Annotated in this window: 10 protein-coding genes; 7 read left to right on the top strand and 3 right to left on the bottom strand. The window is 65.1% G+C overall.

Annotation, left to right across the window (positions count from 1 at the left end):
• Positions 1 to 83: 83 nt before the first annotated feature.
• Positions 84 to 2,399: a TonB-dependent receptor gene (locus DI606_RS12130; protein WP_293983282.1), complete on the bottom strand. Its 2,316-nt coding sequence runs from the start codon at positions 2,397 to 2,399 to the stop codon at positions 84 to 86.
• Between the two features lie 153 nt (positions 2,400 to 2,552).
• On the opposite strand from DI606_RS12130, the gene DI606_RS12135 reads away from it, so the two are divergent.
• From DI606_RS12135 to DI606_RS12160, 6 genes are read left to right on the top strand one after another with little or no spacing between them, the layout of a single operon-like run.
• Positions 2,553 to 4,556, top strand: coding sequence for an alpha-glucosidase (locus tag DI606_RS12135; protein ID WP_293983284.1), 2,004 nt, complete (start codon positions 2,553 to 2,555; stop codon positions 4,554 to 4,556).
• Complete coding sequence (locus DI606_RS12140; protein WP_293983286.1) at positions 4,553 to 5,584, top strand: LacI family DNA-binding transcriptional regulator; 1,032 nt, start codon at positions 4,553 to 4,555, stop codon at positions 5,582 to 5,584. Before DI606_RS12135 ends, DI606_RS12140 begins: the two co-directional genes overlap by 4 nt.
• A complete protein-coding gene (locus DI606_RS12145; RefSeq protein ID WP_293983288.1) occupies positions 5,581 to 6,489 on the top strand; it encodes an aldo/keto reductase in 909 nt (302 codons plus the stop codon). The genes DI606_RS12140 and DI606_RS12145 overlap by 4 nt, the downstream gene beginning before the upstream one ends.
• Positions 6,486 to 7,571 (top strand): LLM class flavin-dependent oxidoreductase, encoded by a 1,086-nt coding sequence (locus DI606_RS12150; RefSeq protein ID WP_293983290.1) that lies wholly within the window; start codon positions 6,486 to 6,488, stop codon positions 7,569 to 7,571. The genes DI606_RS12145 and DI606_RS12150 overlap by 4 nt, the downstream gene beginning before the upstream one ends.
• A 9-nt stretch (positions 7,572 to 7,580) precedes the next feature.
• Complete coding sequence (locus DI606_RS12155; RefSeq protein ID WP_293983293.1) at positions 7,581 to 8,789, top strand: molybdopterin-dependent oxidoreductase; 1,209 nt, start codon at positions 7,581 to 7,583, stop codon at positions 8,787 to 8,789.
• The gene (locus tag DI606_RS12160; protein WP_293983295.1) at positions 8,789 to 9,133 is read left to right on the top strand and encodes a cytochrome c; all 345 of its coding nucleotides are present in this window, start codon (positions 8,789 to 8,791) and stop codon (positions 9,131 to 9,133) included. Before DI606_RS12155 ends, DI606_RS12160 begins: the two co-directional genes overlap by 1 nt.
• Here the strand turns inward: DI606_RS12160 and DI606_RS12165 are convergent.
• Together DI606_RS12165 and DI606_RS12170 are read right to left on the bottom strand one after the other, a co-directional pair.
• Positions 9,130 to 10,254, bottom strand: coding sequence for a glycosidase (locus DI606_RS12165; protein WP_293983298.1), 1,125 nt, complete (start codon positions 10,252 to 10,254; stop codon positions 9,130 to 9,132). The genes DI606_RS12160 and DI606_RS12165 overlap by 4 nt on opposite strands.
• Positions 10,251 to 11,006 carry an SDR family oxidoreductase gene (locus tag DI606_RS12170; RefSeq protein ID WP_293983300.1) on the bottom strand — a complete coding sequence of 252 codons (756 nt, stop codon included), beginning with the start codon at positions 11,004 to 11,006 and terminating at the stop codon, positions 10,251 to 10,253. The genes DI606_RS12165 and DI606_RS12170 overlap by 4 nt, the downstream gene beginning before the upstream one ends.
• A 190-nt stretch (positions 11,007 to 11,196) precedes the next feature.
• Between DI606_RS12170 and DI606_RS12175 the strand changes: the two genes are divergently transcribed.
• Positions 11,197 to 11,900: glycosyltransferase (locus tag DI606_RS12175; protein WP_293983303.1), on the top strand; the 704-nt coding region annotated here is incomplete at its 3' end.

Below are 11,900 nucleotides of genomic sequence, written 5' to 3' on the forward strand. Positions count from 1 at the left end.
ACAATAAAAACCCCCGGACGCAGGGCACGTCCGGGGGCGCGGAAGGCGGAGAAACGGCGCGTGCAGACGCCGCCCCCTCCTCCCTATTTGAAGCGAGCGCGCAGCGTCACACCGGCATAGCGATCCGCATCGCGCGGGATCATCAGCCGCTGGCCCGCCGAGGTGTTGAGCAGCACATAGCTGTCGTCCAGGATATTGCGGACCATGAAGGTCAGACGATACCGATCCTGCGCGTCGGAAAAGCCGATGCTGGCGTTCCACAGGCCATAGGGGTCGATCGGACCGCTTTCGCCGAGGTCGGAGAACTGCTTGCTGACATGACGCCAGTCGGTCGCCAGATAGAGCTTGAGCGCGCCCAGATCGGTTTCATAATCCGCCCCGACATTATAACTGAACTTGGGCGCGAGCGGCAGGCGGGTGCCGTCGCGCGCGTCGGGCGCGTTGGTCAGCGGATTGGGATTGAAACGGCGGACGCGCGCATCGGCATAGGCGGCGCTGGCACGGAAGGTCAGACCCTTGGAAGGCGCGAAGGTCGCGTCGACTTCGAAGCCCTTAGAACGCACCGTGCCCGCGTTCGTCAGGTTGGTGACGACCGCGCCGTTCAGCAGGACGAAATTATTCGCCTGGAACCCGTCATAGTCGACGAGGAAGGCCGCAGCGTTCAACTGAACCTTGCGGTCGAAGAACTGGCTCTTGAACCCCAGTTCGTAGCTGTTCGACGTTTCGGGATCGATGGGCGTCGAGTTGGTCGGCGCAGTGTGGTTGAAAAAGACGTTGAACGCCGGTCCCTTATAGCCGCGCGTGTAGCTGGCATAGGCCATGACGTCCTGCGCCAGGTCGACCTGCAACACTGCCTTGCCCGAGAAATTGTCGGCGCTGGTGTTGCCGCGCGACAGGTTGGTGCCGTCGCCGCCGCCCGCGACGGTCCCGCCCGCGCCGACGGCGGAGAGGCCGGGACCGATCGCCGGGAGGCCCGTCGCGGCGTTGACCGCAGGGGCACGGAAATGGGTGTAGGACACGCTGTCATGGGTGTAGCGACCGCCCAGCGTCAGGCGCAGCGACGGCGTGATTTCGTATGTGCCCTGCCCGAACACCGCCCAGTTGCGGAACGAGACGTCGCTGTTGGACGAGGCGGTAGGGAAGAGCGTGTTGACGGTGTCGCCAAGGTTGCACGGCTGCCCGCCCGTCGCCGGATCGACCGGCAGGGTCGAACGCGCGCAGCTGACATCGGCGCGGGTGAAGTCCTGGCTGTTTTTCGAATACCAGAGGAACCCGCCGACCTGATAGGTCAGCGCCTGGTTCTGGGGCGAGGCGAGGCGGACTTCGGCGGAAACCTGCTCGGTGTTCACGGTGCCGCGGTCGTGCAGTTGGGGCGTGCCGACGATGGCGCGCGGCAGGAAATCGCCGTCGCGGATTTCGGTGTTACGCCAGTTACGATAGCCGGTGACGATGCTGAAGGTGTGATCGGCGAAGGTGTCGATGTCCGCGTTCAGCGTCACGCTCCACTGGCGGTCGAGCGAGCGGGTGACGAGGTTCTGGTTGACCTTGCGCGTATCTTCGCCCTGCGGCGCGATGCCCAGTTCACGGTCGAGCACCGCTCCGCGCGAAACGCCGGTGACTTCGGCGCAGCAATCGTCGTCAGCCTTGAAATAGTCGGCGATCAGGCGCAGGCGGCCGCCCTCCCCATCATAGTCGACAAGGCCGCGCGCACCATAATGTTCGTAGCCGTTGACGGTATTCTTGCGACCGCCCGCGACGTTCGTGACGTTGCCGTCGAAATTGCCGTAGAAACCGGTGACGCGGGCGGAAAGGTCCTGCCCGATGGGACCGGACAGGGTCAGGCGCCCGCGATATTCGTCGTCGGTCGTGCCCGACAGCGTGGCCTCCGCCTCGAAATCCTTCGTGCCGCCTTTCGACACGATGTTGACGAGACCGGCGGACGCATTTTTGCCGAAGAGCGTGCCCTGCGGCCCGCGCAGCACTTCAAGGCGGTCGAAGTCGACCAGATCGAGGAAGGACTGGCCCGAACGGCTGAGCACGATGCCGTCGACAACGGTGGACACGCTGGGTTCGGCGGCGATGGAGAAACTGATGGTGCCGACGCCGCGCATGACGATGGCGCTGTTGGCGTTGGTCGTGCCCTTGCGGAAGGTGACGGAGGGGACGATGGAGCCGATATCTTCCAGGCTTTTCGCCCCGGCGCGCGCCATCGCTTCGCCGGTCACGGCACTGATGGCGATCGGCACATCCTGGACATTCTGCTCAACCTTTTGAGCGGTCACGATGATTTCTTCGACCTGCGCATGGGCGGTCGCGGCGAAGCCGACCGCGAACAACGATGTGGACAGGTGCAGCCCGATGCGGGCGGCCGTGGATGAAGCGCGGATATTGCTGGTCATAACTCCCCTCCTTCGCGATGCGCGGAACCCCGGGTTGTCCCGTAGGCGACGGGTCAGGTCTTGATCCACCGTGAAATTTATGTCAAGCGGTGTCATATCGGACAGGGCTGGTGCAGCGGACCCTGTTTCATAAAAACCACATTGGGGCTGGATGTGACGCTGACCTTCGAAAGCCGGGACGACGGTTTTGTCTGCATGATCGATGGCAGGGAAATCCTGCGCCACAACGCGCAGATGCCCGCGGTCACTGTCGCGCGCGGTGCGCCCGACGTGCAGATGGTGCGGGGCAATTTCACCATCGGCGATGCGCCGTCGGACATCACCCCCCTGCCCTTCGTCGCCCTGAACGGCAACACCGCATGGCTGAGCGCCGCAGTCGGCGACGCGCCGCTGGCGCGGCTGTGGGCGGAAGGCGACTCGCTGCGGGTCGAGACGCTGGGCGAGGGTTTCGACCGCATTCGCTTCGCGCTCCTGGCTCAGCCGGGCGAGCATGTGTGGGGCGGCGGGGAGCAGATGAGCTACCTCGACCTGTCGGGCCGCCGCTTTCCAATCTGGACCAGCGAGCCGGGAGTCGGGCGCGACAAATCGACGCGGCTCACCCGCCTGATGGACGAACAGGGCATGGCGGGCGGCGATTATTGGTGGACCAACTATCCGCAACCGACCTTCCTGTCATCCCGCCTTTACGCCTGTCACCTCACCAGCACGGCCTACAGCGTGCTCGACTTCACCGATGCGGAGCGGCATCGGATCGAGATTTGGGAAGAATCGGCCGAACTGCGGTTCTTCGCCGCGTCTGACATCGCTGGACTCGTCAGCGACATGAGCCTCTTCTTCGGTCGCCAGCCTGCCCTTCCCGACTGGGCGATCGGCGGCGCGATCGTGGGGCTGAAGGATGGCGATAACAGCTTCGCCCGGCTCGACCGTATTTTGGCGAGCGGTGCGGCGGTTGCGGGCCTGTGGTGCGAAGACTGGATCGGCATTCGCCAGACCAGCTTCGGGCGGCGGCTGTTCTGGAACTGGGCATGGCAGCCGGCACGCTATCGCGACCTGCCGACCGACATCGCGACTCTCGCGGCCAAGGACATTCGCTTCCTGGGCTATGTGAACCCCTATCTCGCGGTCGACGGCCCGCAATATGCGGAGGCGCGCACGGGCGGGCACCTTGCCCTGAGGCAGGACAGCGACGAACCCTATCTGGTGGATTTCGGCGAATTCGACTGCGGCGTGGTCGATTTCACCAACCCCGACAGCCTCGACTGGTTCGCCGAGCGCATTATCGGACAGGAAATGCTGGATTTCGGCCTGTCCGGCTGGATGGCGGATTTCGGCGAATATCTGCCCACCGATCTGCGCCTGCACGACGGCAGCGACCCCATGCTCGCGCACAATCGCTGGCCGGTTCTATGGGCGGAGGCCAATGCGAAGGCGGTGGCGTCGCGCGGGAAGACGGGCGAAGCGGTCTTTTTCATGCGGGCGGGCTTTTCCGGCGTGCAGGCGCATTGTCCGCTGCTATGGGCGGGGGACCAGTCGGTCGATTTCACCCGGCATGACGGGATCAACACCGTGATCACCGCCGCACTTTCCGCAGGCCTGGTCGGCAACGCCTATTCGCATAGCGACGTGGGCGGCTACACCAGCCTGCACGGCAATGTCCGCACGCCCGACCTGATGCTGCGCTGGTGCGAACTGGGTGCGTTCAGCCCGGTGATGCGCAGCCATGAAGGCAACAGGCCCGACGACAATATCCAGATCGATTCTTCGCCCGAACTTCTGGCCCATTTCGTCGCGATGTCGCGCGTCCATGCGGCGCTTGCCCCCTATGTGCGGCACCTGAGCGACGAGGCAGTCGCGACGGGACTGCCGGTGCAGCGTCCCCTTTTCCTCCATCATTTCGAGGAGGCGCTCTTCGCGGTGCAGGATCAGTATCTTTACGGTGCCGACATGCTGGTCGCCCCGGTGGTCGAAGCCGATGCCGTCAGCCGACAGGTGATCCTGCCGGACGGGACGCCGTGGCGGCACGTGTGGACGGGCAAGGATTATGCGCCCGGCACGCATAAGGTCGCCGCACCCTATGGCCAACCGCCCGTTTTCTATCGACCCGACAGCCGTTTCGCCGCATTGTTCGCCGCATTGCCGGAGGCCGCGAAAGCATGAGCGAGAGGTCCAATATCCGCGACGTGTCGGCCCGCGCGGGCGTGTCGGTCAAGACGGTCAGCCGGGTGCTGAACGGCCACCCCTATGTCAGCCAGGACATGCGCGAGCGTGTGGAAAAGGCGATGCAGGAGCTTAAATTCCGCCCAAGCACCGCCGCGCGCATTCTCGCCGGAACCAAGTCGGGACAGATCGCGCTCATCTACGACAATCACAGCCCCTATTATATGAACCAGATCCAGATGGGCTGTTCGGAAGGGTGCCAGCCTTCGGGAACGCGGCTGCTGGCCCAGCCGGTCGACGTGACCGATCCCACCGTGGGCGACCAGGTGCGCGGGCTGGTGACCGAAACCCATGTCGACGGGGTTATCCTGTCCTCCCCCGTCACCGATTGCGTTCCGGTGCTCAAGACGTTGGAGCATATGGAAATCCCGTTCGTGCGCATATCGCCCGGCACCAACCATGCGATGACCGCCTCTGTCTTCATGGACGATGCGCAGGCGGCGGACGACATGACCACCTTCCTCATCAACAAGGGGCACAGGGCGATCGGCTTCATCAAGGGGCATGGCAATCATATGGCATCGGAAGAGCGGTTGTTCGGTTATCGCCGCGCGCTCGACCGGGCGGGATTGCCGTTCGAGCCTGCCCTGGTCGCGCCCGGTGCGTTCGATTACGACAGCGGCGTCGCGGCGGCGCGCCGGTTCCTGAACGCCGCGCGGCGACCGAGCGCCATCTTCGCCAGCAATGACGACATGGCCGCCGGCGTGCTTTCGGTCGCGCACGACATGGGCATCGCGGTGCCCGATGCGCTGTCGGTCGCCGGGTTCGACGACACGACGCTGGCGCGCATGGTTTGGCCGCAACTGACCACCATCCACCAGCCGACGCGCGAACTGGCGCTGGCAGCGACGACATTGCTGCTTGAAGGCGCGCAGCGACAGCACCGGCGCCTGCCCCATCGGTTGGTGGAGCGTGCCTCCGTCGCTGCCGTTTCTCCCGATTTCTCCGACGTACAGGATAGCGAATGACCTTTCTTCCCGCCCCCGAAACGCGCCGCCCATTGGGCAAGAGCGGCATCATGGTGTCCCCGCTGGCATGGGGAAACTGGCGCCTGTGCGGCGACGATGTGGACGCGGTGCTGGCGCTGCTGCACGCGGCGGTAGAGGCCGGGATCGACTTCATCGATACCGCCGACATCTACGGCCCTGACAACAACGAACCGTTCGGCGCGGCGGAGCAGTTGCTGGGCCGGGCGCTGGCGGCGGAGCCGGGCCTGCGCGACAAGCTGGTCATCGCGACCAAGGGCGGCATTTCGATGGGCGTGCCCTACGACAGCAGCGCCGCCTATCTGACCGCCGCCATCGACGCGTCGCTCGCGCGGCTGGGCGTGGATCGTGTCGAGCTTTGGCAGATCCACCGCCCCGATATCCTGACGCACCCGTCCGAGATCGCGCGCGCCATCGACGACGCGCACCGGGCGGGCAAGATCCGGGCGGTCGGCGTCTCCAACTTCACGGCCAGCCAGATCGCGACGCTTCAGCAGTTCCTGTCCGTGCCCATCGTATCGACACAGCCCGAACTGTCGGCGCTGAAGATCGACCCCATCGACAATGGCGAAATGGATCAGGCGATCGCGATGGACATGGCGGTCATGGCATGGTCGCCATTGGGTGGCGGGCGCATCGCGGCGCCGGTGACCGCGCGCGAGCAGGCGGTCGCCCACGCGCTGGATGCGGTGGCGGCCGATCATGGCGTGTCGCGCACCGCCGCTGCCTATAGCTGGATCATGGCGCATCCCGCGCACCCGATCCCCATCGTCGGAACACAAAAAGCGGCCCGCATCGCCGAAGCCGCCGACGCGCTCAAGGTCCGCTGGACGAGGGCGAGTTGGTACGGCGTGCTGGTCGCCAGCAAAGGAGAGCCGCTGCCATGACCGACACTATTCTCGACAAACCCTGCGAAGTCAGCTGGTTTTCCGCGCTGTGCGACGATGACTACGAGTTTCTCGGCCAGCCCGATCCGGCGCTGGCGTCGAGCTGGGAGCATTGCCGCAACATCGTGCTTCAGGCGGAAAAGGGCGGGTTCGACAATATCCTGCTGCCCTCGGGCTATGCGCTCGGCATGGACACGACCATCTTTGCAGGCGCCATCGCGCCGCTCATCCGGCAGATCCGCCTGCTGATGGCAGTGCGCATGGGCGAGGACTGGCCGCCGCAGCTCGCGCGTCGGATCGCGACGCTCGACCGCATCCTGGGCGGGCGGCTGACGGTCAACATCATTTCGTCCGACCTTCCCGGCGAGAAGATGGAGAGCAAGCCGCGATACCAGCGCACGCTGGAGATCATGCAGATCCTCAAAGCCATGCTTTCGGGCGAGCGTCTGTCCTACAAGGGCGAATTCTACAATCTCGAACTCGATCCGCCGCGCGTCGGCACGGTGTCGGGCAAATGTCCGCCGCTCTATTTCGGCGGGCTGTCCGAGGATGCACGCGAAGCGGCGGCGCAGGGATGCGACGTCTATCTGATGTGGCCGGACGTGATGGCCAATGTGAAGGATATCATCGCCGACATGAGCGGGCGCGCGGCGCGGCATGGCCGCACGCTGAAATTCGGTTACCGCGCGCATGTCATCGTGCGCGAGACCGAGGACGAAGCACGCGCCTATGCCGACCGCCTCCTGTCGAAACTGGACGCGGCGCAGGGCGAAGCGATCCGGGCGAAATCGCTGGACAGCGCAAGCGTCGGCGTCACGCGGCAGGCCGAACTGCGCGCGGCGGCAAGCGGCGACGGGTTCGTCGAGGACAATCTCTGGACCGGAATCGGGCGAGCGCGGTCGGGATGCGGCGCGGCAATCGTGGGCAACCCCGATCAGGTGCTGGCGAAGCTGCGGTCCTACCGGGAAGCGGGCATTGATGCCTTCATCCTGTCGGGCTATCCCCACGCCGCCGAGGCGGACCTCTTCGCCCGCCATGTGCTGCCGCACATCCAACATGGGCCGTTGACGCTGGAAGGGTAAGGGACAGGCATGGACAGGTTCGATTCCGTTCTGGCTCTGGCGCTCGCACGGCGGCGACTGATCGCGGGCGCGGCAACGGCGCTGGCCGGTGGCGCGGCGCTGGCGGCCACGCGCAAGGCGACGCTGCCTGTCCTGCCGCTTTCCACCGCCTACCCCGAAAAAGGGCCGATGCTGGTGCTGCGCAACCGGCCGCCGCTGCTCGAAACGCCGATGGACGTTTTCGACCGGGATGTTTTCACGCCCAACGACCGCTTTTTCGTGCGCTGGCACTGGGCGGACATCCCGACCCAGGTCGATACGGCGCGCTTTCACATGCGCGTGACGGGCGGGCGACGCGAACTCGCCTTTTCCCTGCCCGACCTGCTGAAGCTGCCGCGCATATCCTTTGCGGCGGTCAACCAATGTTCGGGCAATAGCCGCGCGCTGTTCGACCCGCCGGTGCCGGGGGCGCAATGGGGCCATGGCGCAATGGGCAATGCGAAGTGGGAGGGCGTGAGCCTGCGCCTTCTGCTGGAGGCGGCAGGGGTGCCGCCGGGCAAGGAACTGGTACGCTTCGGCGGGTTGGACAAGCCGCTGACGCAGGTCGACGCGTTCGAAAAGTCACTGTCGATCGACCATGCGATGAACGGCGAAGTCATGGTCGCCTTTGCCATGAATGGCGAGCAGTTGCCGCTGCTCAACGGCTTCCCGCTGCGGCTGGTGGTTCCGGGATGGTATTCGACCTATTGGGTCAAGGCGCTCGACCATATCGATATCGCCGCCGGGCCGGACGCAAACTATTGGATGGCGAAGGCCTATCAGATTCCCGCCACGCCCGGCGGGAACGTGCCGCCGGGGACGAAGGAGTTTCCCAAGACGCCGATCAACGCCATGAACCCGCGATCCTGGATCACCAGCATCGAGCCGGGCGCGCGCATCGCCTATCGTCCCCGCATTGGCGTCGGCGGAATCGCGATGGGTGGCGACCGTGGGGTACGCCGGGTGGAGCTGTCGCACGATGGCGGGCGGACATGGCGCGATACGACGCTGGGACCGGACGAGGGGCGCTACAGCTTCCGCCGCTTCGCTGCGAGCGTACCGGTGGCGGCGCGAGGGGGGATGCTGCTGATGGCCCGCTGCACCAACGATGCGGGCGTGACGCAGCCTATGACGCCCAACTGGAACCCCGGAGGATATATGCGCAATTGCGTGGAGACTTGCCCGGTGACGGTGGTGTGATGCGTAGGTCCGTGCCCCTGTTCCTGTCCGCTATCGCTCTGGCGGGATGCGGTGAGCGTGCGCCGCAATCGAGCGAGCGCACCGTCACGCGCCTGCAAAGCGACAGCATCGTGCTGCCCGACGATACCGGAGGGTTCGGGGGCAGCGCTGCGGGCAAACTGCTCGAAGCGCGATGCACCGCCTGTCATTCGGCCTCCATGATCCTGCGCCAGCCGCCCTTGAGCCGCGAGCAATGGACCGCGACGGTAATCAAGATGCGCGAAGCCTATAAGGCTCCCGTCGCCGAGGGCGAGACCGAGGCCGTGGTGGATGCATTGATGACGGTGGCTCCGGCGAAGCGCTAGCCCGCGCGAAACCGGCGCTTGTCGATATGGGTAATGCGGCAGGCAAGATCGGCTTCGCCCGACGCGACGATATAATGGTCGCCTGCGTCTACGATGCCGGTCGTGAATACCACGTCGCGCAGATACATCTGATGATCGAGCGCACGGGTCAGGTCGGGATTGGGTTCGATCAGCGCTTCGTGGTCGGTGCGCAGGACGATGGCGGGATCGTCGCGGTCGAGCAGCGACCAATATGTGCGATATGTACCGACCGAAGCATTGGGTTCTACCCCGTGCCAGAGCGTCAGCCACCCCTCCTCCGTCAGGATCGGCGGCGCCCCCCCGCCCATCCGCGCGGTGGCGAGCGTCGCGACATGGGGACGTATGCCTGGCCTTTCATGCGGCTTCCAGAAACGGGCGTCGGGGGATAGCGCGAGGTTGATGGACGGGCCTGCGCGCCATTCGCTGCCGGGCGGATAGACGAAATAAACGTCGCCGAGCGGACGGGTCTGCGCCCAGTAATAGCCGCCGATCAGCCCCTCGAAGATCAGCATGTCCTTGTTCTGATGGTCGAGCGCGATCCCGTCATAATACCAGTCGAGCCCGTCTGTCGAACTGTAGAGGGTCGTGCATTGCCGCTCGGGGCTGACGGAACAGCTGGTCATCAGCCAGCGGTCGCCCACCCGGCTGATGCGCGGGTCCTCCACGCCATAGCACTGGACCGTGCGGGACGGCGCGATGGCGCGGTCGTAATGGAATGTTCGCACGTCCAGACCATCGGGCGAAAGCTCTACCGGCAGCAGCCACGACAGCGATGTCAGTCCCATCGTCCGCCATCCGCCCTCTTTCAGGCGGAAGGTGCGCGGATCGCTGGTGTCTACGTCGTCGAGCGGCCAAGCATCGAGGACATAGCCCTCCTCGCTCCACCGGATCGCGTGGACATGCCCATCCCACACAGGTTCGCGCAATGCTTCGGCGATGCGGACGAGCAGCAGGAGGTTGCCATTGGGCAGGCGCGTCAGGCCGGGGTTGAATGCGCCGAGGACATAGGTCGGGGCATCGACCCGCCCCGCCAACGGCGAAAGGCTGAGGTTGATGTCGTCGGGCGTCAGGACCAGCCGGTCTTCGAGGATATGGGTCATTCGCGCTCCAGCAGGGGTTCGACGCGGATCAAAGACAGGGCGGCGCGGCGCGGCTGTGTCAACATCGTGCGGACGGCCACGGCGATGTCCTGACCGCGCAGCATCCGGTTGCGGGCGATAAGGTCGGCCTGCTCGTCGGCGGGCAGTTCGGGATAGTGGAAGTCCGCGCCGGTGAAGCCCGGTTCCACCAACCCCACCTTGATGTCGCGGTCTGCGACTTCCTTGCGCAACACCTGGGCGAAAGCCTCGATCCCCGCCTTCGCCGCTACGTAGACGGAGCCGCCGGGACTGCGCGACACTGCTGACAGCGAACCGACGAACACAAGGTCGCTGCCGCCCGCCATTACCTCCACCGCCTTGTGAGCCGTGAGCAGATAGGCGGTGAAATCGACGGCAATCTTGTAGCGCAGGTCCCTTGCTGTGCTGTCGGCGAGCGCGCCTGCCGCGACGGCTGCATTGGGAATGACGATATCGGGCGTGCCGAAATAATCCCGTGCGGCAGAAAACAGCCGATCGATACTGTCGGGGTCCGCCAAATCGAGCGCGATGCCGCTGCCCTGCCCTACTTCGCCGATGCGCGCCAACGCGTCGGCGAGATGGTCCGGCGTGCGGCCGCAGATGAACATATCGACGCCCTCGCTCGCCAGCAGCACAGCGATGGCGCGACCTATACCGGTCGTTCCGCCGGTGACAATCGCCTTGCGGCCTTTCAGCGAAGGATAGTGCGTATGCGCATCGGATAACATGGTCATGGCGGCCCCTGCTGTTTGCGATCCGAACGCGCCATGGGGCACAGCGTTGCGTTGCGGCACGATCTTTCCCCGCCATCGCAACCGGATGCTTCAATGTTGCTGCACAGCAACCTTTCACGCCGGGGCGAGTTAAACAACAGCGATCTTTCGCCCGCTTTCTTAGCGGGCCGCCATCAACAAGGAAGTGTTCATGAAGCATGGCCCGCTGCGCGACGATGTGCTTGGATTGGGACACATCGCGCTGATCGGCAACAGCGTCCCGCGCCGTTGCGGCATCGCCACCTTTACGACCCATTGCCACGATGCGATGAAGCAGGCCTATCCCTCGCTACGCGTCGATCTGTACGCCATGGACAACGGCGCGGACGGCATCGTCTATGCAGACGACATCCATGTGATCGCGCAGGACGATCCTGCCGCTTATTCCGAAGCCGCCGCGCGGATCGAAGACAGCGGCGCGAAGGCGATCTGGCTGCAGCACGAATTCGGCATTTTCGGCGGGCCGGGCGGCGACCTGATCCTGCGGCTGCTCGATCGCACGCGACTGCCGCTTGTGGTGACGCTCCATACTATCTCCGACAGCCCGAGTCCTGACGAACGCCGCGTGATGGACCATATCCTGCGGCGGGCCGGGCGCATCATGGTGATGGCGGGTCGCGGGCGCGACATCCTTATCAGCCATTATGGCGTCGATCCGACGATCATAGCCGTCATCCCCCACGGCGTACCCGACCGTCCCTATGTCGAGCCTGCGGCAATGAAACCGCGTTTCGGATGGGAAGGGCGCAAGGTCATCCTGACCTTCGGCCTGCTCGCCCCCGACAAGGGCATCGATCAGATGATCCGCGCCATGCCGGCCGTCGCGGAAGCACATCCGGACGCTCTCTATGTGAT

It is taken from the genome of Sphingobium sp., from assembly GCF_003248505.1.
Lineage (GTDB): Bacteria > Pseudomonadota > Alphaproteobacteria > Sphingomonadales > Sphingomonadaceae > Sphingobium.